Here is a 25,355-nt window from a genome sequence, read left to right as displayed (position 1 = left end):
GTGAGGGTCTACGTCTCCACGGCGTTCCTGGACACCCGGCAGGCGATCGAGATCGCCCGCGCCGCAGACGAACTCGGCTACGACGGGATCGCGATTCCCGACCACGTCGTCAACCTCGAGACCCTGCAGACGCCGTATCCGTACACCAAGGACGGCAGCAGGCGCTGGCAGGCCTTCACCGACTGGCCGGATCCGTGGGTGATGATCGGCGCGATCGCGCTGGTGACCACCCGGCTGCGCTTCGTCACCACCGTCTATCTGCCCGCGATGCGCGACCCGTACTCGGCGGCGAAATCCATCGGGACGGCCGCGGTTCTGGCCGGCGGCCGGCTCGAACTCGGCGTCGGGGTGGGCTGGTGCCGCGAGGAGTTCGAACTGCTGGGTCAGCAGTTCGAGAAGCGCGGCAAGCGCACCGACGAGATGCTGGCGCTGATGAAGCAGCTGTGGGCGCCGGGCTGGACCGAGTTCTCCGGCGACTTCTACACCGCGCCGCGGATGGAGATGGAGCCTACGCCGCCGCCGATACCCGTCTACGTCGGCGGGCTGTCGGACATCGCGCTGCGCCGGGCCGCCCGCCACGACGGCTGGATCGGCGACCTGATCAGCACCGAGCAGGCCCTCGAACGGATCGCCACGCTGCGCCGACTCCGGTCCGAAAAGGGTTTGGAAATGCAGGGTTTCGAGGTGATCACGCCTCTGACCGACGCGTTCACCCCGGAGCATTACGCACGGGCGGAAGCCGGCGGCATCACCGGCATCGTCACGATGCCGTGGATGTTCTACGGCGGCCCCGACGCGACGCTCGAGCAGAAGATCGACGGCATGCGCCGGTTCCGCACGGACATGGCGCTAGAGGGCTGAGGTCACGCTCGCCGGCACGATGGTGACCCGGACCGTGACGGCCAGGGTGCCGCCGTGCCCGTCGTCGACGGTCACGGTGAACGAGTCCCGCTTGTCGGCGAGGGGGGCCTTCGGCGCGCCCGCGGCCGCGCGGGCCGCGTCGGTCGGGGTGTAGGTGAACTCCCCGCCGTTGTAGACGACGACGCTGCCCTTCTCGGTGACGGCGGTGCCCCGGTAGGTCAGCAGATCGCCGTCGGCGTCGATGGCGCCGACGCGTCCGCTCACCACACCGGTGAGCGCGTCCGCGTCCGCGACATAGGTGCCCCGTGCCGGCGCCCTGTTCACCGACGGCTTGATCGCGACCGTCACCGGGATGTCCAGCGTGCCGCCGTACCCGTCGGAGGCCGTGACGGTGAACGTGTCCGACAGGTCGGCCGCGGTCGCGTTGTCGGCGGTGGCCTGGTGGCGCGCCGCATCGCTGGGCGTGTAGGTGAACGTGCCGTCGGCGTTGACCATCACGGCGCCCTTGGCCGTCGGTCCGGACCCGGTGAACGTGAGCAGATCGCGGTCGGGGTCGGTCGCGGTGACCGCACCGGTGACCTTGCCGGTCAACGCACCCGGCTGACTCGCGGTGTAGCCGCCGTCGGTCGGCGCCTGGTTCGGACCGCCCAGCGGCGCGATGCTCACGCGCACCGTCAGCGTCGTCGTCCCGCCGTGACCGTCGTCAACGGTCACCCGGAACGCGTCGGTCTTCGCCCACGACGGGGCGAAGGGCTTGCTCGCCTGCGCGCGGGCCGCCTCGGTGGGCGTGTAGGTGAAGACGCCGTCCTCGTCGATCTCGAGCGCGCCCTTGCGCGTCTTCGCCGGGAATCGGTAGGTGAACGGATCCCCGTCGGGGTCGACCGCGACGACGGTGCCCGCCACCACCCCGGTGTTGGGGTTGGTGAACACATCGCGGGTCGCTGCGCTCGCCGGAGGCGTGTTGGCCGGCTTGATGCCCACCGTGACCAGGGTTCTGGTGATTCCGCCGTGATCGTCGGTGACGGTGACGAGGAAGGTGTCCTGCTTGTCCCGGCGGCCGGCGCCGTCGGCTGCCGCCTCGTGGCGCGCCTGTGCCGACGGCGTATAGACGAACCGGCCCTGCTCGTCGATGGTGACCGTGCCGCCCTTGATCGACGGGGTGACGTCATAGCTGACCGGATCGCCGTTGGGGTCCTTGGCTTTCACCACGCCGGTGACCTCGTCGCTGAACCACGACGACCGCGTGCGCACCGTGACTTTCGGGTCGACGTTGTCCGGCTTGATCGGCACCGTGAGGGTGACGGTGACCAGCCCGCCGTAACCGTCGGCGACCGTGACGTCGAACGTGTCGGTCTTGTCGGCGTCCGTCGCATCGGCTGCCGCGGCGGCGTGCCGGGCCGCATCGGTCGGGAGGTACGAGATGTGACCGTCCTCGTCGATCGTGACGCTGCCACCCTTGGCCGTCGGGGACACGGTGAAGGCGAAAGCGTCGCCGTCGGCGTCTCGCACCCGCACCGAGGCACGGACCTCGGCACTGGTCAGGGACACGCGCGGGGTGCTCACCGTGACTTTCGGGTCGGCGTTGGCAGGCGACACCGCGACGGTGATCGGGACGAGCGTCGAACCGCCGGCGCCGTCGCTGACGGTCAGCACGAAGGTGTCGGTCTTCGCGTCGTCGGCGGCACCCAGCGCGGCCGCGGCGTGCCGAGCCTGCCGGGTCGGCTTGTACGTGAACGAGACGGTGCCGTCGTTCACCGACACGGTCACGGAGCCCTTCCCCGGGGAGCTCGCCACCGCGGTCTGTGCGCCGGGGACGGCGACCGAACCCGTCACGACCCCCGCATCGTCCGGGTCGTTCACCACCGGCAGCTCTGCGACAGGATCCTGCGACGCGCTGACCAGAGCAGCCGTCTCGGTGTGGCCGAGCTGGCGGCGCGCGGCGGCGGCCAGCACCCACATCGCCGGTGACTCGGCCGGCGCCGTCGGCGCACCGCCGGGTGTCAGGAGCGTCGACAGCAGATCGGTGAGGCGGATCCGGGTGGTGGCAGCCGGCGGCTCGGGCACCACCTCGGCCGCGGCGGGCACGGCGGTCTCGACGACCGCGGGTGCCTCGCGGGGTGCCGGCTCGGGTTCGGGCTCAGGCTCGGTGTTGCGCGCAGGCTCGGCGGCCGAGGCGTCCGGGGTCACGTCGCGCGCCGGGGCGTCCGTCTCGGTCCGCGGCGTGCGGTCCACCGCCGACTCCTCCTTCGGCGGCGTGCGATGGGCTTTGCGACCCTTGCGCTCGCGCGCCGGCGCGGGATCGGACTCCGCATCATCGGTGTCGGCGTCGGCGTCGGTGTCGGTGGTCTCGTGGGAGGCACCGTCCTCGGACGCATGGGTGTCCCCGGCGTCGTCGGAGTCCTTGGTGTTTGTTGCCGGTCCGGGCGTGGGGGCATCGTCGCTGCGGGACGACGGCCCGGCTACCGAACTGGTCGATTCGGTCGACTCATCGGCCCACGCGATCCCGGGGCAGGCCCCGACTCCGGTCCCCACACCGAGCGCCACAGCCAGTGCGCCGATCCTGCCGATATGCCTGGAAAACCCCACGTGTTACCCCCCCGACAATTGCCAACACGGTCAATATCGGGTCATCCTAGGGACTCCAGCAACGAAAAATAGTTGCGTTCACCAATATTTTCCGCCGTGTCTGCAAACTCGGGCGAAGGGGGACTTCGCTGAGGCTGCGCTCGCGGGAGCAAACCCGACGTCAGCGCCGCGCCGCGACCGCCGGCCGCCGTCGCCCGTCGATCGACCAGGCGCCGGCGCCCATCGTCGCGAGGAGCAGGAACGCGAAGCAGAACACGACGGCCAGTTCGCCGCCGTTGCCGCCGAGCTGGCCGTCGAAGGGCCAGAAGCTGGCCGGTTTGCCGCTGAACACGGCCCAGTGCTGCCAGAAGTACGCGACCGCCATCTCGCCGGAGGCGATGAAAGCGGCGATGCGGGTGAGGAACCCGACGGTGATCAGGACGCCGAGCACGATCTCGAGGATGCCGGCGAACCAGAACGGCCACGTGCCCGACGGCACGGCCTGGCCGAGCGGCCAGCCGAACACCTTCATGGTGCCGTGCAGCAACAGCAGCAGCCCCACGATGATCCGGAAGAGGCTCAAGACAGGGGAGGAGTAGGTGGCCAGGCGGGCGTCCAGTCTCTGGGTCATGAGAGCAGATTAGCGGAGCGGACCACGGTCCGGATAGCGCGCGGAGCGTTCGATGCGCGGTGGCATGGCCGCGCGCGACCGGAACGGCCGAGTCGGCGGCTCGGCGACCGGCGCCGACAGCGACCGCATCCTGGTGGTCTGCAGCTCCGACACCCGAGTCGCGCCCAGCTTCATCGGCCGGGACTCCTCGCGCGGCTCGGGGCGCTCCAACAGCACGCTGCGGGCGAGCCGATCGAGTGCGCCCTGCACTTGGAGGCGGTCCGGCCGGCCCTCGAATTCCGGTGACTGCGCCAGGGTTTCGGTGATCCAGGTGGCGATGACGTCGCGCGCGGAGTTCACCTCGGCGGCGCCCGCCGCGGTCAGCGAGAACGATTCGCCGACCCGGGTCGTGTAGCCGTCGGCGACGAGCCGGTCGAACGTGGGCTGCAGGATCTGCCGCGGCACCCGGCGCTCCTCGGCGATGGCGTCCAGATCGGCGGTGCCCGAGACCGAGGCATGCCGGTACACCTGGATCACCGCCCACAGGCGTGCCGGGTCGAGGCGGCTGCGTGACGCCCGGGTGACGGCGTCCAGATCCACTCCGCGGCTGCGTTGCAGGATGCGCCCGATCGCCACCTCGAGGAGCTTCTCCGGCGAGGCCGTCGTGGGCATCCCGAACCCCTCGCCCATATCGGTGCTGCCGGCCGCGGCGGCGTCGCGCAGCGGTACCTGCTTCAGGAACAGCGCGAGGATCAGGCCCACCACAGCGAACGGCGCGGCGAAGAGGAAAACGCGGCTCAGCGAATCCGCATAGGCGTCGATGATCGGCGCGGCGATCTCCTGGGGCAACCGATGCAGCGCCTGCGGCGAGGTCGCGGCCTCCGGCGGGGCGCCGCTGCTCGCCATCGCGGCGGGCAGCCGGTTGTCCAGGAAATTGGCGAACATCGACCCGAAGATCGCCGCACCGAAGGAACTGCCGATGGTGCGGAAGAACGTCACCCCGGACGTGGCGACGCCGAGATCGGTGAAGTCGACGGTGTTCTGCACCACCAGCACCAGAACCTGCATGCTCAGCCCGATGCCGGCGCCCAGCACCAGCAGATACAGCGACTGCACCAGCGTCGAGGTGTCGGCGTCCATCCGGGACAGCAGCACGAAGCCCAGCGCCATGATCGCGGTTCCCGCGATCGGGAAGATCTTGTAGCGCCCGGTGCGCCCGACGATCACGCCGCTGCCCAGCGACGTGACGAGCAGGCCGAGCACCATGGGCAGGGTCCGCAGACCCGAGGTGGTCGCGGAGACCCCGTCGACGAACTGCATGAACGTCGGCAGGAACGTCAGCGCGCCCAGCATCGCGAAGCCGACCACGAACGACAGCACGCAGCACACCGTGAACACCGGGTTGCCGAACAGCCGGATCGGCAACACCGGCTCGGCGGCACGCCGCTCGACGGCGACGAAGGCCACCAGCACCGCGACGGACACCACGAACAGTCCGATGATCGTCGCCGAACCCCACGGATACGTGGTGCCGCCCCAACTGGTGGCCAGCGTCAGGCCGGCCGCGCCGAGCCCGACCAGCACGATGCCGGCGTAATCGAGCCTCGGGCGGGCAGTGCGCGCGAGTTCGGGGAGGGCCACCGCGGCGATGCCGAGCACGACGACGGCCACCGGCACGTTGATCCAGAAAGCCCAGCGCCACGTCAGATGATCGGTGAACAGCCCGCCGAGCAGCGGGCCGATGACCGTCGTGACACCGAACACCGCGCCCAAGGCGCCCTGGTAGCGGCCGCGTTCACGCAGCGGGATCACCTCGCCGATCACGGCGACCGCGGTCACCGTGATGGCGCCGCCGCCCATGCCCTGCAGGGCGCGGGACGCGACCAGCATGCCCATCGACTGGGCGAGCCCGCACAACACCGAGCCGAGCAGGAACAACAGCACCGCGACCTGGAACACCTTCTTGCGGCCGAAGATGTCTCCGAGCTTGCCGACCACCGCGGTCACGATCGTGGAGGCCAGTAGATAGCTGGTGACGACCCACGCCTGATGGCCGGCGCCGCCCAGATCGGCGACCACGGTCGGCAGCGCGGTGGCCACGATCGTCTGGTCCAGCGCCGCGAGCAGCATGCCCAGCACCACGGCGGTGAAGACGAGATTGCGGGAGCGCACATCCAACTGCTCGGACTGATCGGCCTTCTCGGCCAACGCTGACGCACTCACCGCCAGAAACTACCCCCGGCGGCTCTGAACGACACCGCGGGCCGCTGTGAGGTTGCTCAACGCACCGTGCTGGCGAGGGCGGACAGCGTCTCGGCCGAGGTGTACCGGGGCCGCCAGCCGAGCACCGACGTGGCCTTGGCGGTGTCCATCACCACCGAGGTACGGCCGGCGTGCAGCCACTCCAGCACGGAAGGCACGAACGGCAGGCGCGACAGGAGCTCCGAGGTCATCACCGCCGCCGCCCGCGGCACCCTCACCGGCTGCGCGCCGAAGGCCTCGGCCACCTGCGACATGGACACCACACCGTCACCGGCGATGTTGTACGCCCCGGGCGGAGCGGACGTCGTCGTCACCGCGAGCGTGATCGCGGCCGCGACGTCGTCGTGGTGCACCAGCTGCAGCGGCGTCCCCGGATCGGGCAGCGGCCGCAACAGGGGCAGCGCCCGCGTCACCCGGCGGACCGGCCCGGGCAGGTGGTTCCACGGCATGGCGTCGGCGAGCGCGGGCGCCTTCGGCCCGGCGACGATGCACGGCCGCAGCACGTACACCTCCAGATCGGAGCCGTCGGTGATCTCGGCCAGCGCCGCTTCGCAGGCCGCCTTCTGCTCGGAGTAGTAGTGCTCGGCGGATCCGCGGGGGGCGACGTCCTCGGTGAGGGGCACCGGGTTGTCGGCGTGATACCCGTACGCGGCGACCGAGGAGGTGTAGACGAGTCGGCGCGGACGGGCCGCGGCGACGGTCGCCTCGAACACGTTGCGCGTGCCCGCGAGGTTGACCCGGGCACTCTCGGTGCGCGTGCCCATGATGATGAAAGCCAGGTGGACGACGACGTCGACGTCGGCGACGAGGTCGTCGACGGCCGCCCGGTCGAGGATGTCGCCCTGCCGGTAGACCGTCTTGGTCCAGCCTTCCGCGGTGGCGTCGAAGGGGCGGCGGGCCATCCCGATGATCGCCGTGACGTCGGGATGCTCCTCCAGCGCAGCGATCGCGGCCTTACCGATCTCACCGGTGGGGCCCGTGACGCCGACGCGCAATGCCATGGCGGCGGGTTGCCCGTTACGGCAGGCGCGAAACCGGCGGGGGTCGCGACGCGGTCCGGGTGCGCCAGGAACGGAAACGCCCGCCCGGTGTGACACCGGGCGGGCGAATCCGAGTCGACGACTTACACGTCGTAGTACAGCGAGAACTCGTAGGGGTGAGGCCGGATCTGGATCGGCAGGATCTCGTTCTCCCGCTTGTAGCTGATCCAGGTCTCGATCAGGTCGGGGGTGAACACGCCGCCCTCGGTGAGGTACTCGTGATCCTCCTCGAGCTTGTCGATCACCGACGCCAGCGAAGTAGGAGCCTGCGGGATGTTCGCGGCCTCCTCGGGCGGCAGCTCGTAGAGGTCCTTGTCGACCGGCGCCAGCGGCTCGATCTTCTTCTTGATGCCGTCGATACCGGCCATCAGCATCGCCGCGAACGCCAGGTACGGGTTGCCCGAGCTGTCGGGGCAGCGGAACTCGAGGCGCTTGGCCTTCGGGTTGTTGCCGGTGATCGGGATGCGGACGCAGGCGGACCGGTTGCGCTGGCTGTACACCAGGTTGATCGGCGCCTCGTAGCCCGGGACCAGACGCTTGTAGGAGTTCACCGTCGGGTTGGTGAACGCCAGCAGCGACGGCGCGTGGTGCAGGATGCCGCCGATGTAGTGGCGGGCCAGGTCCGACAGGCCGGCGTAGCCGGACTCGTCGTGGAACAGCGGCTTGCCGTCCTTCCACAGCGACTGGTGGGCGTGCATGCCCGACCCGTTGTCGCCGAACAGCGGCTTGGGCATGAACGTGACGGTCTTGCCGTTCTGCCACGCGGTGTTCTTGATGATGTATTTGAACAGCAGCACGTCATCGGCCGCGTGCAGCAGCGTGTTGAACTTGTAGTTGATCTCGGCCTGCCCGGCGGTGCCCACCTCGTGGTGGCCGCGCTCGAGGACGAACCCGGCGTTCTGCAGGTTGGTGGCCATCTCGTCGCGCAGGTCGACGTAGTGGTCGTACGGCGCGACGGGGAAGTAGCCACCCTTCGGGCGGACCTTGTAGCCGCGGTTGGCGCTGCCGTCGGCCTCGAACGGCTCACCGGTGTTCCACCAGCCCGACTCGGAGTCGACCTCGTAGAACGTGCCGTTGATGCGCGAGTCGAAGGTCACCGAGTCGAAGATGTAGAACTCGGCCTCGGCGCCGAAGAAGGCGGTGTCGGCGATGCCGGTGCTGGCCAGGTAATTCTCGGCCTTGCGGGCGACGTTGCGCGGGTCGCGCGAGTAGGCCTCCCGCGTGAAGGGGTCGTGGACGAAGAAGTTGATGTTCAGCGTCTTGGCCGCGCGGAACGGATCGATGCGCGCGGTCGCCGGGTCGGGCAGCAGCATCATGTCGGACTCGTGGATGGACTGGAATCCGCGCACCGAGGACCCGTCGAACGCGAGGCCGTCCTCGAACACGCTCTCGTCGAAAGCCGACGCCGGGATCGAGAAGTGCTGGACGACACCGGGCAGATCGCAGAACCGGATGTCGACGTACTCGACCTTCTCGTCCTTGATCAGCTTGATGATGTCGTCGGCGGTCTGTTCTGCCACTCTTTGCTCTCCTTTGACTTGGTAGCCCGCGGCTGACGCTATGGACACGATGTTGCACCGCCGTCAACCGCATGTTGCGTGGACGTTACGCATCCTCCGCGTCCGCGCGTGCGGGCGCACCGGCGGCCGGCACCTATCCTGGCGGTATGTCACGCGCGTCCGGTTCAGGTCTGGGGTCCTGGCTGTCGGGACCGGGCACTCCCGAGCCCGGCACCTATCCCGGGGAGCGGCTGGGGCTGCCGCGCAGCGGGCCCGGCTCCATCGCCCGCTTCGGCCGGCGCATCGCCGCGCTGTGCGTCGACTGGCTGGTGGCTCTCGGGTTGGCGGCGCTGATCACCACCCTGGGCCTGTTCGGTTCCCTGGCACTGCAGTCGGTGCAGCTGGTCGTCTGGTTCGTGCTCGGCGTGGTGTCGGTGCGGTTGTTCGGGTTCTCGCCCGGTCAGCTGGCGCTGGGCCTGAAGGTGGTGTCCGTGGACGGGCGCGGTTACGTGGGCGCCGGCCGGGCGCTGGCCCGCGGGGTGCTGATCCTGCTGGTGATCCCGGCGCTGTTCACCGACTCCGATCTGCGCGGGCTGCACGACCTGGCGACCAAGACCGCCGTGGTGAAGCGGTAACGCGCTCACACCTGGTGCACGACCTTGCCGTTGACCATCGTCGTCGTCACGGTGGCGGCGTGGATGTCGTGCGGGTCGCCGGCGAAGATGTCGCGGTCCAGCACGATCAGATCGGCGAGCTTGCCGACCTCCACCGAGCCGACCTTGTCGTCGAGCCGGATCTGGTAGGCCGCGCCGAGCGTGTTGGCGTGCACCGCCTCCTCGACTGTCAGCCGCTGGTCGGCGGGCGCGAGCACCGGTGCGTCCGGCCGGCCGATCAACTGCCGGGTGACCCCGATCTGGATCGAGTCGAGCGGCTTGTAGGTGGAGAAGTAGCCGGCGGCGGGCCAGTCGGTGCCCAGGGAGATGCGGCCGCCCGAGCGCAGCACGTCCTGCGCGCGGTACAGCAGGTCCTGGCGTGGCCGGCCATAGCGGGCGGCCAGATTCTCCAGGGTGTCCGGGTCGGCCGACATCCAGTTCGCGGAGAACTGGGCGATGACCCCGAGGGTGCCGAACCGCCGGCTGTCGGGGTCCTCGAGATAGACGAGGTGGGCGATCGTGTGGCGGCGGTCGCGGGGCGGATTCGCCGCCGCAGCCGCCTCGATCGCGTCGAGCGCGGTGCGGGCCGTGCGCTCACCGCAGGCATGGACGTGGACGTCCAGGCCCGCGGCGTCGACCGCGCCGATCAGCTGGCGCCACTGCTGCTCGCTGAACGGTGAGCCGCCGGTGGAGTCCGGCTTGTCGGCGTACGGCTCGAGCAGCCAGGCGGTGTAACCCTCCTGCGTGCCGTCGCCGATCACCTTCACCACACCGACGCTGACCAGGTCGGTCGAGATCCGGTCGCGCAGCGCGGTGATCGCGGCGACCGCGTCGTCCACCGGCGGTGACTTGACGCTGTAGGACGCGACCACCCGGACCGGCAACGCGCCCCGCGCCTCGACCTCGGTGTACAACGCGATCAACGCGCCCTGGTCGCCGCCGATCGGCGGCACACCGGCGTCGAACAGCGACGTGATGCCGGCCGCGGACGCCTTCGGGAGCCACCCGGTGAGCAACGTCTTCATGGTGTCGGTGGAGATCGGCTCGATCGCGTTGACGATCCCCAGCACGGCGTCCACCTCGAGGACGTAGCCGGTCGGGTCCCCGTTCTCGTCACGCACGTAGTAGCTGAAGCCCGGGATCGGATCCTGCGAGGCGCGGTTCACCCCGGCGATCTCCAGCGCCTTGCTGTTGGCCCACAGGCTGTGCCCGTCGATGGCGAAGAAGAAGCCCGGTCGGTCGGGCAGGACGCGGTCCAGGTCGGCGCGTGTCGGCCCCTGCGGGCCGAACATGTCGACGCGCCAACCGAATCCGCGCACCGGTCCATCGGGGTTGGCTTTCGCGTAGGCGGCGATGGCGTCCAGCGCGTCCTGGCCGGTCGGCACCTGCAGGTCGACGCCGCTGGTCAGGAACGCGCCGAGGAACGGATGGATGTGGCCTTCCACGAACCCGGGCAGCATCAGCGCGCCGCCGAGGTCGATCACCCGGGTGTCGGGGCCGGCCAGCGCCATCGCTCCCGCGCTGTCGCCGACGTAGCTGATCGTGGTGCCGGTGACTGCGACGGCCTCGGCCCACGGCGCCGCCTCGTTGACGGTGTGGATGCGACCGTTGTGGAAGACGGTGTCCGCCCGGTCGGATGCGGGGCTGTCGCGGGGCTGCGTGCCCAATCCCGCCGAACACGCACTCGCGGTCGCGACGACGGCCGTCGACAACGCGGCCGCCCGCAGCATGCTGCGGCGGCTGATGGACGTCCCGAACGCAGCGAAATGCGGCGCCCACTCACACGCAGTGCACATGACCCGTCTCCCCCCGGGCGCGGCGCCCGCAGCGAATTGTCGCGGGCGCCAGGGGGTGTGGCAAGCGCGGCGCGCGGGGAGTCAGCGCCTCCGGACGGTGCGCTGCACGCCGCGCATCTTGGCCTGCGCCGGCATCGGCCCCTTGGGCATCGCCGCCGGGCCCACCTTGGATCCGAGCGCGGCCAGACGCGACTCGAGCGAATCCATCTGCTTGACGGTGATGTTGGCCGGCAGCCGGGTCAGGTGACGCTCCAGCTTGGACAGCGGCACCTCGCCGTCGCCGTTGCCGATGATGACGTCGTAGATCGGCACGTCACCCACGAGGCGGGCGGTGCGCTTCTTCTCCTGGGCCAGCAGCGGCTTGACCCGCGTGGGGGAGCCCTCGCCGACGAAGATGACGCCCGGGCGCCCGATCACCCGGTGCACGGCGTCGAAGTGTCCGGTCGCGGCGACACCGGGGGTGACCCGCCACTTGCCGCGCAGGTTGTCCAGCGCCCACGCGGCCGCGCCGGTCTGGCCCTCGGCCTTGCGGTACACCGACTTCTGCGCGCGGCGGCCGAAGATGATGAACGCGACGAGCGCACCGAGCACGATGCCCAGCGGGATCAGCATGAACATCGTGAATCCGCCGGCATAGACGCCCAGCGCCACCGAGGCGGCCACGATCAGCACGAACGCGCCGATCATGTACGGCAGGAGCCGCTTGTCCTCTTTGCGTTGGATCTGGAACGCCTGCCACAGCTGGCTGCGCCGCTGCTTGGATGCGGCCTTGCGGGCGGCCTTGGCCTCGGCCTTCGCCGCCTTGACCTCCGCGGAGTTACGCGATTTCGCCATTGGTTCAGGATACGGATGGCTGGGGCGCCGCCGCGGCGGCTCCGGCAGACCGCGCCGCGATCGTCTGCGCGTACAGCTTGCCCGCCCGGTACGACGAACGCACCAGCGGTCCGGCCAGCACGCCGGCGAAGCCGAGGTCGGTGGCGAACTGCTGATGCTCGATGAACTCGTCGGGGTGCACCCACCGCTCCACGGGATGGTGACGCGCCGACGGACGCAGGTACTGGGTGATCGTGACGATGTCGCAGCCGGCATCGTGCAGGTCGCGCAGTGCGGTGCGCACCTCCTCGGGCGTCTCGCCCATGCCCAGGATCAGGTTGCTCTTGGTCACCAGGCCGTCCGCGCGGGCCATGGTCAGCACCGACAGGCTGCGCTCGTAGCGGAAGGCGGGCCGGATGCGCTTGAAGATGCGCGGCACCGTTTCGACGTTGTGCGCCAACACTTCCGGACGGGTCTCGAAGACCTGGGCGAGCAGCGCGGGCTCGGCGTTGAAGTCGGGGATCAGCAACTCGACGCCGGTGTTGGGGTTGAGTGCCTTGATCTGGCGGACCGTCTCGGCGTAGAGCCAGGCGCCGCCGTCGGGCAGGTCGTCGCGGGCCACTCCGGTCACCGTCGAGTAGCGCAGGCCCATCGCCTGCACACTCTCGGCGACGCGGCGCGGCTCGTCTCGGTCCAGCTCGGCCGGCTTGCCGGTGTCGATCTGACAGAAGTCGCAGCGACGGGTGCACTGCTCGCCGCCGATGAGGAAGGTGGCCTCGCGGTCCTCCCAGCACTCGTAGATGTTGGGGCAGCCCGCCTCCTCGCACACCGTGTGCAGGCCTTCGCGGCGGACCAGCGATTTCAGCTCGGTGTACTCCGGGCCCATCCTGGCCCTGGTCTTGATCCACGGCGGCTTGCGCTCGATCGGCGTCTGGGCGTTGCGCACCTCGAGCCGGAGCAGCTTGCGGTTACCGGGTTCGACACTCACTGCATCGATGCTACTGCGTGATCGGCGCTGCTGAACCGGCCGTCGAGCACGTCACACACCGCGTCGGCGACCGGGCCCAGGACGTCGTCGACGGTGACCCGGCGGCCGAGTTCGGCCGTCAGCGACGTGACCCCGGCGTCGGCGATGCCGCAGGGGATGATCGAGCCGAACGCACTCAGGTCGCAGTCGCAGTTCAGCGCGAAACCGTGCTGCGTGGTCCCGCGCGCGACGCGGATGCCGATCGCGCCGATCTTGCGCGCGGGCCGGACGCCGTCGGCCGCGACCCACACTCCCGACCGGCCCTCGACCCGGCCGGTGGGCAGGCCCAGATCGGCGCACACCGCGATCAGCGCCTCTTCGAGGCGCCGCACGAAGTTGACCACGTCGAGCGGTTCGGCCAGCCCGATGATCGGATAGCCGACGAGCTGGCCGGGTCCGTGCCAGGTGATCTTGCCGCCGCGGTCGGTGTCGACGACGGGCGTGCCGTCGACCGGACGCTCTTCGGGGAGCGTGCGCTTGCCTGCGGTGTACACCGGCGGGTGCTGCAGCAGGAGCAGCGTGTCGGGGCCGCCGGCGACACGGGCATCGGCGATCTCCCGCTGCAGGTCCCACGCCGCCTGATAGTCCACCGTGCCGAGGCGGCGTACCACGACGGCGTCGCTGCTGCTGCGGATCGATGACGCCATGACGTCGACGCTACTCACGGTTGCCGGCGGTGGCGAACGCCAGCGCCTCGCCGATCGTGTTGTGGTGGAAGCGGAACCCCGCAGCCTCCAGCGCGGCCGGGATCGCGCGCTGACCGCCGAGCACGCCCTCGTCGGCGAACTCGCCGAGCACCGCGCGCAACGCGAAGCCGGGCACCACGAACGGGGTCGGCCGGTTCACGGTGCGGCCCAGCGCCGTGGTGAACTCCGCGTTGGTCACCGGAGCGGGCCCGGTGAAGTTCACCGGTCCGGCGAGTTCGTCGTGGGTGATCGCGAACAGCAGCGCCCGCACCTGGTCCTCGAGGCTGATCCATGACAGGTACTGGCGGCCGTTGCCCAACCGCGCCCCCAGACCGAGGGAGAACAGCGGACGGATCCGGCCCAGCATCCCGCCCGAGGCCGACATCACCAGCCCGGTGCGAGGGAGCACCACGCGCACCCCGGCCTCCGATGCGACCGCGGTGGCCGCCTCCCAGTCCACGGTGAGCCGCGCCAGGAAGGTCTGCCCGGGCGCCGCGGTTTCGTCGACGGGTCGGGCGCCGGTGTCGCCGTAGTAGCCGACCGCGCTGGAGTTGACCAGCACCGGCACTCCGGCGTCGACGACGGCGCGCGAGAGCACCTCCGTCGGGTCGATGCGGCTGTCGCGCAGGCTCTGCTTGAACGCTCCGGACCACCGCTTCTCACCGACGTTGACGCCGCACAGGTTGACCACGGCGTCGACGCCGTGCAGCGCAGCGGCGTCGAACTCGCCGGTGTCGGGGTTCCAGAACACCTCGTCGGCGTTCGACGGCGCCCGCCGCACGATGCGCAACACCCGGTGGTCGGTGGCGCGCAGCGCGTACACCAGCGCCGTACCGATCAGCCCGGAAGAGCCCGCAACCGCGATGACCGAATCCGAGGGCATCGACACCGCGATCTACAAGCCCAGGTCCGCCTCGAAGGCACCCTCTTCCAGCCGCCGCTTGATCGTGGTGACGAAGCGGCCGGCGTCGGCGCCGTCGATGAGACGGTGGTCGTAGGTCAGCGGCAGGTAACACACCGAGCGCACACCGATCGACTCGTTCCCGAGCTCGTCGACGATCACCCGCGGACGCTTGACGATCGCACCCGTGCCCAGCATCGCCGCCTGCGGCGGCACCAGGATCGGGGTGTCGAACAGCGCGCCCTGGCTGCCGATGTTGGTGATGGTGAACGTCCCACCCGACAGCTCGTCGGGCTTGAGATCACCCGAGCGCGCCCGCGCGGCGATGTCGGCGATGGCCCGCGCCAGCCCGCCGAGCGACAGGTCGCCGGCGTTCTTGATCACCGGGGACAGCAGACCCTGATCGGTGTCCACCGCGAAGCCGAGGTGCTCGGCGTCGTAGTAGGTGATCTCCTTGGATTCCTCGTTGTAGCTGGCGTTGACGTTCGGGTGGATCTTCAGCGCGTCGATCACCGCGCGAGCGATGAACGGCAGGTACGTCAGGTTGACGCCCTCGCGCTCGGCGAAGCTGGCCTTCGCTTTGGCCCGCAGCGCCACGATCTTGGTCATGTCGACCTCGTGGGTCTGCGTCAACTGTGCTGTGGCCTGCAGGGATTCGCGCGTCTTCTTCGCGGTGATCTGCCGGATCCGGTTGGCCTTCTGCGTGGTGCCACGCAGGTGCGCCAACGCGGCTTCGGGGGGCGGCGCCGAACTGGTGGTCTTGGCCGGGGCCTCGGCAGCCGGAGCCGGCTTGGCGGCCTCGTCCTTGCTCGACTGGGCGGCGGCCAGTACGTCCTGCTTGCGGATGCGTCCGCCGACGCCGGTGCCCTTGACCGTGGCCAGGTCGACGTTGTTCTCGGCGGCGAGCTTGCGCACCAGCGGCGTCACGTACGGGCCCGAATCGCTCGACTTCGACTCTGCCGGAGCGGCTTTCGGCTCGGGCTTGGACTCCTTGGGCTCGGGCTTGGGCTCCGACTTGGGCTCCGACTTGGGCTCGGGCTTGGTCTCCTTGGCCGGCTCGGGTTCCGGCTCCGGCTCCGGCTCGGGTTCCGGTTCCGGTTCCGGTTCCGCTTCGGGCTCGGGCTCCGGCTCCGGCTCCGGCTCGGAGTCGCCGGCGTCGGCGCCCTCGGAGTCGCCGATCTTGGCGAGCTCACCGCCCACCTCGACGGTGTCGTCTTCCTCGGCGGTGATCGACAGCAGCGTGCCCGCCACCGGGGAGGGGATCTCGGTGTCCACCTTGTCGGTCGAGACCTCGACGAGCGGCTCGTCGACCTCCACGCTGTCGCCGACGCTCTTCAGCCAGCGAGTCACGGTGCCCTCGGTGACCGACTCCCCGAGTTCGGGCATCAGCACCGGCGTCGACGATCCCGACGAGCCGCCGGACGACTTCTTCTCGGACTTCTTCTCCGGCTCGGGTTCCGGCTCCGGCTCGGGTTCGGGTTCGGGCTCCTGCTCCGGTTCGGATTCCGACTCGGCCGCCGGTTCTTCCGCGTCGTCGCCACCGCCGGCGTCGCTGTCGTCGTCGTCCGCGTCGCCGATCACGGCCAGTTCACCGCCGACCTCGACGGTGTCGTCCTCCTGGGCGACGATCTTCTTCAACACCCCGGAAGCGGGCGACGGGATCTCGGTGTCGACCTTGTCGGTCGACACCTCCAGCAGCGGCTCGTCCTCCTCGACCGTGTCTCCCTCTTGCTTCAGCCAGCGGGTGACAGTCCCCTCGGTAACGCTCTCTCCGAGTGCGGGCATCTGGACGGAGATGGCCATAGTGTCGTGGCTCCCTTGCACGGTCGGTCGCAGTCTTGAGGTGTCGGATCCCATCCTGTCACGTCCCGCGGGACGTTTCGCCGCAGACGTGGCTACTGACCGCTCTGGCACTATCGAAACCGAGGGGTGCGGCAGCGGGAAGGAGCGACCCCAGGTGGGACTGTTCGACGTACTTCGCGGTCGGCGACGTGGCGGCGGCACCGCCACCGACCGGGCCGCCGATCTGCGCTACCTGCAGCAGTGGGTTGCCGAGCACACGGGCGTCGAGGCGTTCGTCGAGCCGAAGACGACGGTCACGGATGTGACGGTCGTGCTCGTCGCCGCCGATGGCGAATGGACCCGGCGCAGGGCGGGCGGTTACGCCGGCGCGCGCCGGCTGTCGGACCGGTTGAAGATCCCGGTCTACGACGTGCAGAAGGTCGGCTACCCGCAGCGCATGCGCGACTACGACGCCCGCAAGAGGATCGAGCGCAAGCGCGCCGCCCGCGAGGAGCTGGACCGCTAGTAGCGTGCGGGCTCGTGGACATCGACGGGCCGACCATCATGGCGGTGCACGCGCACCCCGACACCTCCGGCATCTGGGACGACGTGGCCGCGCAACTCGACGGCTCCGCCCGTGTCGAGCGCTGCAGCGCGGACGGATTGGCGGCCGCGCTGACCGGGCGCGAGCCGGTGCACGTCGTCGCGGCGGATACTGCGGCCGCTGCGGTGTGGGAGTACCTGGCGCGCCCCGACGCCGTTGATCACGTCGCGTCGGTGACGGTGTCGGTGCCCGCCCGGCGGCGCGGACTGCCCGGCCGGCGGCAGCGCGCCGCGCTGCCCCCGGACCGGGTCGCGGTGCCGGTGCAGCTGATCGTCGGCTCCGGGAAGGGCGACGACGATCTCGCCGCGCGGGTGCCCCGGCTGTGGCGGCGGGTGGTGACGACGGGCAGGCCCACGCCGACCACCCACCCGCAGGTGTACGCCCGCTCGGTGCGTCAACTCGTCGAGCATCTCGAGGGCGCACCCGCGGCGCGGGAACTGCGGCGCGCCGAGGTCGGACGGTCGCGGGGGAGTTTCGGCGACACCCTGGTGTCGGTCACCGGGGCGGGGAGCGGCATCGGGCGCGAGACTGCCCTGGCGTTCGCGAGGGAAGGCGCGGAGCTGATCATCAGCGATGTCGACGCCGACGGTCTGGCCGAGACGGCCCGCCTGCTCGCCGAGGCCGGTGCGATCGCGCACAGCTACCTCGTCGACGTGGCCGACACCGCGGCGATGGAGGCGTTCGCCGAGGAGGTGTGCACGGCGCACGGTGTGCCCGATGTGGTGGTCAACAATGCCGGCGTCGGGCATGCCGGCTTCTTTCTCGACACCCCGGCCGAGGAGTTCGACCGCGTGTTCGACATCAACTTCGGCGGCGTGGTCAACGGGTGCCGCGCGTTCGGTCGGCGGCTGGTCGAGCGGGGTACCGGCGGCCACATCGTCAACGTCGCGTCGATGGCGTCGTACACGCCGGTGAATCTGATGAACGCCTACTGCACCTCCAAGGCAGCGGTGTTCATGTTCTCGGATTGTCTACGCGCAGAACTGGATTCGGCCGGTATCGGGTTGACCACGATCTGTCCGGGCGTGATCGGCACCAACATCGTGAACACCACGCGGTTTTCGCTGCCCGACGCGAAGGGCCGGGATGTGGAGACGTTGCGGGCGCGGGCCAAGCGCGGCTTCGCGGTCCGCCGTTACGGGCCGGAGAAGGTGGCCCGCGCGATCGTCGCCGCGGTGACGAAGAACAAGGCGGTCCGCCCGGTTACCCCGGAGGCCTACCTCGTATACGGGATCGCGCACGCCGCGCCGCAGGCCATGCGCAGTGCCGCGCGCGGCGGAAACATCGTGTGAGCCCGCGGCACGGTTGGTTGCGTCGTTGGGGAGTGGTGATAGCGCGTGCGCCATCAGGTTCGGTGTCGGTTACCCCGCCCGGGCCGCGTGAGACACCTACCGCGTCGAATGGTCTTCCCGGCAGGCGCAATACGTCGCCTCGCCGGACACCTCGAGTCCATGGACCCGGAAGCGGCTGGAGTGGTGAGCCTCAGCCGTTGGCTGCGATGTCCTCCAGGACCGCGAACATCGTCCGCGTCGGCACCCCGGTGCCGCCCTTGGGTGTGTAACCCCACGGCCCCCCGGAGTTGTACGCGGGCGCCGCGACGTCGATGTGCACCCACGCCACCCCGTCGGCGACGAACTCCCGCAGATACGTCCCGGCGACCAACATGCCCGCGAAGCGCGAACCGCTGACGTTGGCCAGATCGGCCACCGTCGACTTCAGGTCGTCCTTGAGTTCCTCGGGCAGCGGCATCGCCCAACCGTTCTCACCGACGGACTGCGAGATGTCGGCGACGCGGTCACGGAACTCGTCGCTGCCCATCACCCCCGGCGTGCGCGAGCCGAGCGCGACGATCTGCGCGCCGGTCAGCGTCGACGTCTCGATCAGATACTGCGGCTTGTCCTCGCAGGCGCGCACGATCGCGTCGGCCAGGATCAACCGGCCCTCGGCGTCGGTGTTGAGCACCTCCACGGTGGTGCCGCCGTACTGGGTCAGCACGTCACCGGGACGCTGCGCGGTTCCCGACGGCATGTTCTCGGCCATCGGCACCGTCGCGATCACGTCGATCGGCAGCTTCTGGCGCGCCGCGAGCACCACCGTGGCGATCACCGCCGCGGCGCCCCCCATGTCAGAGGTCATGTGATGCATGTTGGCCGCCGGCTTGATCGAGATGCCGCCGGTGTCGAACGTGATGCCCTTGCCCACCAGGGCGACCGTGGTCGGTTTGCGACCCTTGCCGCCGCGGTGAACGAGCCGCACCAGACGGGGCGGACGCGACGAGCCCTTACCGACGCCGATGATGCCGCCGTAGCCGTCCTTGGTCAGCACCTTCTCGTCGAGCACCTCCACCTCGAGGCCCGCGGCGTCACCCAAAGCCTTTGCGCGCTTGGCGAATTCGGCCGGGAACAGATGGCTCGGCGGGGTGTTGACGAAGTCCCGGGCGGTCGCCACCGCCGTCGCGATCGCCTCCGCGCGGGCGGCCGCGTCCTTGGTGGCCGACTTCGTGTCCGGGGTGAGCGCGGTGATCCGGCGCAGCCCCGCGTCCTTGGGTGCGGTCTTGGTGCTGCGGAACTCGGAGAACCGGTAGGAGCCCAGGATCAGACCTTCGATCGCGCCCTCCAGGTCCAGGGCCGACAGCGTGGTCAGCACCGACTCCACGCCCGACAGGGAGCGCGCCGCGGCCCCGGCCGCGCGCCGGATCGTCTCGGCCGGCCACTCGTCGCGGCTCTTGCCCAGCCCGACCGCGAGCACGCTGCCCACCGGCAGCGACGGCACGACCAGCCGGGTCAGCTGCTCGCTGCCCCCCTTGGCGCCGAGCGCCTTCAGCGCGGCCTCGATCTCGCGCACTGCTGCGTCGGGCAGGAAGGAGCCGGCGACCACGGTGGCCGTCGGGTCGTCGTCGCCCACGCTGACGACCGGCACGATCAGCACCGACGAGGCGACAGAGCGCTTGGGCAGTGCGGCGGCGACGCTGACAGTGGAGGACTGATAGCCAGGTGGGGTGCTCACGGGGATTCACCCTAGCCACTGCCTACTAGTGTGGTTGGGCGTGAGTGACAACCCGTTGACCGGCCCGCTCGAGGACCGGCACCGCGAGCTCGGAGCGACCTTCGCCGAATTCGGGGGCTGGCTGATGCCGGTGTCCTACGCCGGCACCGTCGCCGAGCACACCGCGACCCGCACCACCGTCGGCCTGTTCGACGTCAGCCACCTGGGCAAGGCGCTGGTCACGGGCCCAGGTGCCGCCGAGTACGTCAACTCCGCGTTCACCAACGACCTGGGCCGCATCGGCCCCGGCAAAGCCCAGTACACGCTGTGCTGCACCGACGACGGCGGCGTCATCGACGACCTGATCGCCTACTACGTCTCCGACGACGAGATCTTCCTGGTGCCCAACGCGGCCAACACCGCCGACGTCGTCGCGGCCCTGAAGGAGCGGGCGCCCGCCGGGCTGACCATCACCGACGAGCACCGCTCCCGCGCGGTCCTCGCCGTGCAGGGGCCCAAGTCCGCCGAGGTGGTCGGCGGCCTGGGGCTGCCGACCGACATGGACTACATGGGCTACGCCGACGCCGATTTCCGCGGCGTGGACGTCCGGGTGTGCCGGACCGGCTACACCGGCGAACACGGCTACGAATTGCTGCCGTCCTGGGATCAGGCCGCGGTGGTGTTCGACGCGCTGGTCGAGGGCGTGCGCGGCGCGGGTGGCGAACTGGCCGGGCTCGGCGCCCGCGACACGCTGCGCACCGAGATGGGCTATCCGCTGCACGGCCACGAACTGTCCCGGGACATCTCGCCGCTGCAGGCCCGCTGCGGGTGGGCGGTCGGCTGGAAGAAAGACGCGTTCTGGGGCCGCGACGCCCTGCTCGCCGAGAAGGAGGCCGGCCCGAGGCGCACTCTGCGGGGTCTGCGCGCCGTCGGCCGCGGCGTGCTGCGCGGCGAGCTGACCGTGCTCGACGGCACCACCCCGATCGGGGTCACCACGTCCGGAACGTTCTCGCCCACACTGAAAGTCGGGATCGCGCTGGCACTGATCGACACCGCCGCCGACATCGCCGACGGCGCACGCGTGAGCGTCGACGTGCGCGGCCGCGCCGTCGAATGCGAGGTCGTCAAACCGCCGTTCGTGGACACCCGCACGCGGTAAATCGCTCGCCAGGCGGTTATACAATCGCCTGCATGACTGAAGGCCTCTCGTTCACCGTCGATCGCTCCGCGAGCCCGGCGAGCGACGAGGTACGTGCCGAGATCCTCGGGAACCCCGGCTTCGGCAAGTTCTTCACCGACCACATGGTGTCGATCGACTACACCGCCGGCGAGGGCTGGCACGACGCCCGCGTGCTGCCCTACGGGCCCATCGAACTCGACCCTTCGGCGATCGTTCTGCACTACGCGCAGGAGGTGTTCGAGGGGCTCAAGGCCTACCGCTGGGGCGACGGGTCCATCGTGTCGTTCCGGCCGGAGGCCAACGCCGCGAGGCTGCAGTCCTCGGCGCGTCGGCTGGCGATCCCAGAGCTGCCGCAGGACGTGTTCCTCGAGTCGCTGCGCCAGCTGATCGCCGTCGACGGGCAGTGGGTTCCGCCGGCGGGCGGCGAGGAATCGCTGTACCTGCGGCCGTTCATCATCGCGACCGAACCGGGACTGGGTGTGCGGCCCGCCAACCACTACCGGTACCTCGTGATCGGCTCGCCGGCCGGCGCGTACTTCCCGCGCGGCATCAAGCCCGTCAGTGTGTGGCTGTCCCACGAGTACGTGCGCGCCTCACCCGGTGGCACGGGCGCCGCCAAGTTCGGCGGCAACTACGCGGCCTCGCTGCTGGCCCAGGCCGAAGCCGCCGACCACGGATGCGACCAGGTGGTCTGGCTCGACGCGATCGAACGCCGCTACGTCGAGGAGATGGGCGGCATGAACCTGTTCTTCGTCTTCGGCAGCGGCGGCACGGCGCGACTTGTCACCCCGGAGCTGTCGGGTTCGCTGCTGCCGGGGATCACGCGAGATTCGTTGCTGCAGTTGGCCACTGACGCCGGCTTCGCGGTCGAAGAGCGCAAGATCGACGTCGACGAGTGGCAGAAGAAGGCCGCCGCGGGGGAGATCACCGAGGTGTTCGCCTGCGGCACCGCCGCCGTCATCACCCCGGTCTCCCACGTCAAGCACACCGACGGCGAATTCACCATCGCCGACGGCGAGCCCGGCGAGATCACGATGGCGCTGCGCGACACGTTGACCGGCATCCAGCGGGGCACGTTCGCCGACACCCACGGGTGGATGGCCCGGCTCGACTAGCCGATCGCCAACCCGAGCGCGGCGACCGTCGTCGTCACCTCGACCGCGGCGCCGAGCACATCACCGGTGACACCGCCGAACCGGCGCACGCAGTGCGCCACCAGGAGGACTGCGGCGGCCACCGCGACCAGCACCGCGACGGGGCCCTGCCACGCGCGGGCGCAGACGGGGACGGCCGCGACGGCGACGGCGGCCACCCACGCCCCGACCACCCAGGCGGGCTGGGTGCCCGCCACCCGGCCGCCCATGGTGCTGCCCGTCGCCGGCGGAACGCCCCGCCGGCACGCGGTCACGGCGGCCACCCGGCCCGCGGTCACGGCGACGATCACCGCGGCCCAGCCGGCGTGGGCGAACGCCAGCGCCTGCAGCAGGATCGTGGCGGCGACCGCGGCCACGCCGAACGGGCCCACGGTGCCTTCGCGCATCACGGCCAGGGCCCGCTCGGGTGGTCCGTAACAGCCGAGTGCGTCGGTGGTGTCGGCGAGTCCGTCGATGTGCAGCCCGCGGGTGATCAGCAGCAGGGCGACCACGGCCACCGCGCCGGCGAGCGGGCTCGCCTCCCCGAACGCCCAGAACCCGCCCGCAAGCACCGCCGCCGCGACGCCGCCGACAGCGACACCGGCCAGCGGCAGCGCGGCCATGACGCCGCGACCGATGCCCGCGCTGCGCGATGCCGGCACCGGGAGGATCGTCGCGAAAGCCAGAGCGCCTGCCACGGAACCGAACACGATCAGCCCTCGCTGATCCCGGCCTCTTCGAACGTGGCCATCGTGGCCAGGGTCGCCACCGCGGCGCGCAGCACCGGGAGGGCGACCAGCGCGCCCGAGCCCTCACCGAGCCGCATGCCCAGTTCGACGATCGGCTCCAGCCCGAGCTCCCGCAGCGCCAGCGTGTGGGCGGGCTCGGTGGAGCGGTGCCCCGCCTGCCACCACTGCCGGGCGCCGGGCGCCAGCCGTTCGGCGGCCAGCGCCGCGGCCGTCACCACCACGCCGTCGAGCAGCACCGGGGTCCGTCGCACCGCGGCCTGCGCGCAGAACCCCGTCATCGCCGCCAGGTCGGCGCCGCCGCAGATCCGCAGCAGCGCAACGGGATCCGCGGAGAGTCGGCGGGTGCGGTACAGCGCGTCGCGGATCGCGGCGGTCTTGCGTGCCCAGCCGGCGTCGTCGACCCCGGTGCCCCGGCCGACCACCGCGACCGGCTCGGTGTTCGTCAGTGCGGCCACCAGTGTGGTCGCGGGGGTGGTGTTGCCGATCCCCATGTCGCCGGCGATCAGCAGATCGGCTCCGGCGTCGACCTCCTCGTCGGCGATCGCACGGCCCGCTTCGATCGCGGCCACGACCTCGTCGGGGGTCAGCGCGTCCTCGACGGCGATGTTGCCACTCGACCGGCGGATCTTGTGCGCGCCCACCGCCGGCGACAGCGGTTCGTCGGTGTCGATCGCGATGTCGGCGATCCGCACCGTCGCATCGGCGATGCCGGCGAGCACGTTGACCGCCGCGCCGCCCGCGGCGAAGTTCGCCATCATGGCGGCCGTCACCTCAGGCGGATAGGCGGACACGCCCGCCGTGGCGACGCCGTGGTCCCCGGCGAACACCACGACCCGGGCACGCTCGAATTGCTTTGGCGGACAAGAGCTCTGGCATGAGGACACCCACACCGACAGGTCTTCGAGGCGGCCCAGCGCGCCGGCGGGCTTGGTCAGGCGCGCCTGACGGTCCCGCGCCGCGGCGGCAGCGTCGGGATCGGGCGGGGCGATATCGGGGAAGTAGGACACCTATGACACCCAGGTCACCGCGGCCATCAAGCCACGGTGGCGCCGCGCTCGACCGCGGGACGCGGCGCACGCATCCGGCGCAGCTGCGAGGCCCGGCTGGCAGCGTAGAAGCCGAGCTTCCAGCCCGATTCGGTGTTGCCCGGGAACTTCTCGTCGACCAACCGGTTCACTCGGCGGCCCAGGAAGAAGCCGTCGACGACCATGATCAGGACGAGCACGAGCATCGCGGGGGACAGCAGCTGCTGCACCTGCACCGACGGCACCGCCAGCATCACCAGGATCAGGCCCAGCGCCGACGGCATGAACAGCCCGAGCACATTGCGCCGGGAATCCACCACGTCGCGCACGTACTTGCGCACGGGGCCCTTGTCGCGCGGCAACAGGTAGGCGTCGTCGCCAGCCATCATCCGCTCGCGCCGCTGCGCCATGTCGGACCGGCGTTCGGCCTTCTCGGCCTTGCGCTCCTCGCGGGACAACTTCGGGCCGCGCAGCTCCTTGCGCCGGCGTCGCGCCTCCGCGCTGGTCATGGGGGCGGGCGCGACCGGTCCGCGGCGACGGCTCGCCTCGCTGCGCTTGGGCGTCGGCTTGCCCTTGGGCGCGGTGGCCGCACGGGCGGCGGAGGCGGGACCGGAGGTCGCAGCGCGGTCGTCGGCGGACGCCGAACCCGCCGGATCGTCCCCGGAGTCGTCGTTCTTGCGGCCCAGCAGCTTCACGCCTGCCAGGTTACTTCGCGCGGATCGCGGGGGAGGCGGCGAGGGCGCGTCGCGGCGACATGCAGCGGGTGGGACCACGTCCTAGTCTGCCGGGATGACCCGGACCGTTCTGATCGCGCCGGATTCGTTCGGCGACAGCCTGACCGCGGTGCAGGCCGCGCAGTGCATCGCGACGGGCTGGCACGCCGCCCGCGCCGAGGACCGGCTGATCCTGGCTCCGCAGTCCGACGGCGGCCCGGGATTCGCCGACGTGCTGGCGGGTCGGCTCGGCGAGGTGCGCACCGAGCGGGTCAGCGGACCGCTGGACGTCGAGGTCGATGCCCGTTGGGTGTTCGACCCGGAATCGCCGGCGACCGCCTACCTCGAGTGCGCGCAGGCGTGCGGACTGGCGCTGCTCGGCGGTCCGCCGACGGTGCGCACCGCGCTCGACGCGCACACCCGCGGCGTCGGCCAGCTGGTCGACGCCGCCCTGGCCGCGGGGGCGCGCCG

At 70.8% G+C, this 25,355-nt stretch carries 22 protein-coding genes; 7 read left to right on the top strand and 15 right to left on the bottom strand.

The window, feature by feature from the left end; genetic code table 11:
- Complete coding sequence (locus tag MCHUDSM44219_RS15485; protein WP_048419148.1) at positions 1-861, top strand: TIGR03619 family F420-dependent LLM class oxidoreductase; 861 nt, start codon at positions 1-3, stop codon at positions 859-861.
- Here the strand turns inward: MCHUDSM44219_RS15485 and MCHUDSM44219_RS15480 are convergent.
- The 5 genes from MCHUDSM44219_RS15480 to glnA all read right to left on the bottom strand — a co-directional run bounded on the left by MCHUDSM44219_RS15480 (position 850) and on the right by glnA (position 8,858).
- Entirely contained in the window at positions 850-3,447 is a 2,598-nt protein-coding gene (locus tag MCHUDSM44219_RS15480) for a cadherin-like domain-containing protein (protein WP_082162232.1), read from the bottom strand. The genes MCHUDSM44219_RS15485 and MCHUDSM44219_RS15480 overlap by 12 nt on opposite strands.
- 160 nt (positions 3,448-3,607) lie before the next feature.
- Positions 3,608-4,057, bottom strand: coding sequence for a DoxX family protein (locus tag MCHUDSM44219_RS15475; protein ID WP_048419146.1), 450 nt, complete (start codon positions 4,055-4,057; stop codon positions 3,608-3,610).
- A 9-nt stretch (positions 4,058-4,066) separates the two neighbouring features.
- A complete protein-coding gene (locus MCHUDSM44219_RS15470) occupies positions 4,067-6,259 on the bottom strand; it encodes an MDR family MFS transporter (protein ID WP_236695482.1) in 2,193 nt (730 codons plus the stop codon).
- Positions 6,260-6,315: 56 nt separating this feature from the next.
- A complete protein-coding gene (locus MCHUDSM44219_RS15465) occupies positions 6,316-7,299 on the bottom strand; it encodes an NAD-dependent epimerase/dehydratase family protein (protein ID WP_048419144.1) in 984 nt (327 codons plus the stop codon).
- 122 nt (positions 7,300-7,421) lie between these two features.
- On the bottom strand, positions 7,422-8,858 hold the full coding sequence (gene glnA, locus MCHUDSM44219_RS15460; RefSeq protein ID WP_048419143.1) for a type I glutamate--ammonia ligase: 1,437 nt from the start codon (positions 8,856-8,858) through the stop codon (positions 7,422-7,424).
- A gap of 146 nt (positions 8,859-9,004) precedes the next feature.
- On the opposite strand from glnA, the gene MCHUDSM44219_RS15455 reads away from it, so the two are divergent.
- Complete coding sequence (locus MCHUDSM44219_RS15455) at positions 9,005-9,472, top strand: RDD family protein (protein WP_048419142.1); 468 nt, start codon at positions 9,005-9,007, stop codon at positions 9,470-9,472.
- Positions 9,473-9,477: 5 nt separating this feature from the next.
- Here the strand turns inward: MCHUDSM44219_RS15455 and MCHUDSM44219_RS15450 are convergent, their stop codons facing one another.
- The 6 genes from MCHUDSM44219_RS15450 to sucB form a co-directional block, all read right to left on the bottom strand.
- Positions 9,478-11,286, bottom strand: coding sequence for an amidohydrolase (locus MCHUDSM44219_RS15450; RefSeq protein WP_165762014.1), 1,809 nt, complete (start codon positions 11,284-11,286; stop codon positions 9,478-9,480).
- 81 nt (positions 11,287-11,367) lie between these two features.
- Positions 11,368-12,120, bottom strand: coding sequence for a DUF4191 domain-containing protein (locus MCHUDSM44219_RS15445; protein ID WP_048419140.1), 753 nt, complete (start codon positions 12,118-12,120; stop codon positions 11,368-11,370).
- A 4-nt stretch (positions 12,121-12,124) separates the two neighbouring features.
- Positions 12,125-13,087, bottom strand: coding sequence for a lipoyl synthase (gene lipA, locus MCHUDSM44219_RS15440; protein ID WP_048419139.1), 963 nt, complete (start codon positions 13,085-13,087; stop codon positions 12,125-12,127).
- Complete coding sequence (gene lipB / locus MCHUDSM44219_RS15435) at positions 13,084-13,773, bottom strand: lipoyl(octanoyl) transferase LipB (protein WP_048419138.1); 690 nt, start codon at positions 13,771-13,773, stop codon at positions 13,084-13,086. Before lipB ends, lipA begins: the two co-directional genes overlap by 4 nt.
- Before the next feature lie 10 nt (positions 13,774-13,783).
- Positions 13,784-14,695, bottom strand: coding sequence for a TIGR01777 family oxidoreductase (locus tag MCHUDSM44219_RS15430; protein ID WP_048419295.1), 912 nt, complete (start codon positions 14,693-14,695; stop codon positions 13,784-13,786).
- A 12-nt stretch (positions 14,696-14,707) separates the two neighbouring features.
- The gene (gene sucB, locus MCHUDSM44219_RS15425) at positions 14,708-16,516 is read right to left on the bottom strand and encodes a 2-oxoglutarate dehydrogenase, E2 component, dihydrolipoamide succinyltransferase (RefSeq protein WP_048419137.1); all 1,809 of its coding nucleotides are present in this window, start codon (positions 16,514-16,516) and stop codon (positions 14,708-14,710) included.
- Positions 16,517-16,670: 154 nt separating this feature from the next.
- On the opposite strand from sucB, the gene MCHUDSM44219_RS15420 reads away from it, so the two are divergent.
- Complete coding sequence (locus MCHUDSM44219_RS15420) at positions 16,671-17,021, top strand: hypothetical protein (protein WP_048419136.1); 351 nt, start codon at positions 16,671-16,673, stop codon at positions 17,019-17,021.
- A gap of 38 nt (positions 17,022-17,059) precedes the next feature.
- On the top strand, positions 17,060-18,391 hold the full coding sequence (locus tag MCHUDSM44219_RS15415) for an SDR family oxidoreductase (protein WP_082162241.1): 1,332 nt from the start codon (positions 17,060-17,062) through the stop codon (positions 18,389-18,391).
- 190 nt (positions 18,392-18,581) lie between these two features.
- Here the strand turns inward: MCHUDSM44219_RS15415 and MCHUDSM44219_RS15410 are convergent, their stop codons facing one another.
- Complete coding sequence (locus MCHUDSM44219_RS15410; protein ID WP_048419134.1) at positions 18,582-20,105, bottom strand: leucyl aminopeptidase; 1,524 nt, start codon at positions 20,103-20,105, stop codon at positions 18,582-18,584.
- 28 nt (positions 20,106-20,133) lie between these two features.
- Between MCHUDSM44219_RS15410 and gcvT the strand changes: the two genes are divergently transcribed.
- Positions 20,134-21,243 carry a glycine cleavage system aminomethyltransferase GcvT gene (gene gcvT / locus MCHUDSM44219_RS15405; protein WP_048419133.1) on the top strand — a complete coding sequence of 370 codons (1,110 nt, stop codon included), beginning with the start codon at positions 20,134-20,136 and terminating at the stop codon, positions 21,241-21,243.
- 32 nt (positions 21,244-21,275) lie between these two features.
- Positions 21,276-22,379 (top strand): branched-chain amino acid aminotransferase, encoded by a 1,104-nt coding sequence (locus MCHUDSM44219_RS15400; RefSeq protein ID WP_048419132.1) that lies wholly within the window; start codon positions 21,276-21,278, stop codon positions 22,377-22,379.
- Here MCHUDSM44219_RS15400 and MCHUDSM44219_RS15395 read toward each other — a convergent pair.
- The 3 genes from MCHUDSM44219_RS15395 to MCHUDSM44219_RS15385 are packed head-to-tail and all read right to left on the bottom strand — an operon-like array spanning position 22,376 to position 24,866.
- The gene (locus MCHUDSM44219_RS15395; protein ID WP_048419131.1) at positions 22,376-23,107 is read right to left on the bottom strand and encodes an adenosylcobinamide-GDP ribazoletransferase; all 732 of its coding nucleotides are present in this window, start codon (positions 23,105-23,107) and stop codon (positions 22,376-22,378) included. The genes MCHUDSM44219_RS15400 and MCHUDSM44219_RS15395 overlap by 4 nt on opposite strands.
- A gap of 2 nt (positions 23,108-23,109) precedes the next feature.
- Positions 23,110-24,153 (bottom strand): nicotinate-nucleotide--dimethylbenzimidazole phosphoribosyltransferase, encoded by a 1,044-nt coding sequence (cobT, locus tag MCHUDSM44219_RS15390; protein ID WP_048419130.1) that lies wholly within the window; start codon positions 24,151-24,153, stop codon positions 23,110-23,112.
- 26 nt (positions 24,154-24,179) lie between these two features.
- Positions 24,180-24,866 carry a DUF3043 domain-containing protein gene (locus MCHUDSM44219_RS15385; protein ID WP_048419129.1) on the bottom strand — a complete coding sequence of 229 codons (687 nt, stop codon included), beginning with the start codon at positions 24,864-24,866 and terminating at the stop codon, positions 24,180-24,182.
- A gap of 94 nt (positions 24,867-24,960) precedes the next feature.
- Between MCHUDSM44219_RS15385 and MCHUDSM44219_RS15380 the strand changes: the two genes are divergently transcribed.
- The coding region (locus MCHUDSM44219_RS15380; RefSeq protein ID WP_048419294.1) for a glycerate kinase at positions 24,961-25,355 on the top strand (395 nt) is incomplete at its 3' end.

This window comes from Mycolicibacterium chubuense (genome assembly GCF_001044255.1).
Taxonomy (GTDB): domain Bacteria; phylum Actinomycetota; class Actinomycetes; order Mycobacteriales; family Mycobacteriaceae; genus Mycobacterium; species Mycobacterium chubuense.
Note: the sequence above shows the minus strand (reverse complement) of the source record. Positions and strands in the feature narration are given on the sequence as shown.

Coding starts and splice junctions, on each gene's coding strand:
- MCHUDSM44219_RS15455 (WP_048419142.1), top strand. CDS start 9,005: ATGTCACGCGCGTCCGGTTCAGGTCTGGGGTCCTGGCTGTCGGGACCG.
- MCHUDSM44219_RS15430 (WP_048419295.1), bottom strand. CDS start 14,695: ATGCCCTCGGATTCGGTCATCGCGGTTGCGGGCTCTTCCGGGCTGATC.
- MCHUDSM44219_RS15415 (WP_082162241.1), top strand. CDS start 17,060: ATGGCGGTGCACGCGCACCCCGACACCTCCGGCATCTGGGACGACGTG.
- sucB (WP_048419137.1), bottom strand. CDS start 16,516: ATGGCCATCTCCGTCCAGATGCCCGCACTCGGAGAGAGCGTTACCGAG.
- MCHUDSM44219_RS15475 (WP_048419146.1), bottom strand. CDS start 4,057: ATGACCCAGAGACTGGACGCCCGCCTGGCCACCTACTCCTCCCCTGTC.
- MCHUDSM44219_RS15445 (WP_048419140.1), bottom strand. CDS start 12,120: ATGGCGAAATCGCGTAACTCCGCGGAGGTCAAGGCGGCGAAGGCCGAG.
- MCHUDSM44219_RS15465 (WP_048419144.1), bottom strand. CDS start 7,299: ATGGCATTGCGCGTCGGCGTCACGGGCCCCACCGGTGAGATCGGTAAG.
- lipB (WP_048419138.1), bottom strand. CDS start 13,773: ATGGCGTCATCGATCCGCAGCAGCAGCGACGCCGTCGTGGTACGCCGC.
- MCHUDSM44219_RS15400 (WP_048419132.1), top strand. CDS start 21,276: ATGACTGAAGGCCTCTCGTTCACCGTCGATCGCTCCGCGAGCCCGGCG.
- MCHUDSM44219_RS15450 (WP_165762014.1), bottom strand. CDS start 11,286: ATGTGCACTGCGTGTGAGTGGGCGCCGCATTTCGCTGCGTTCGGGACG.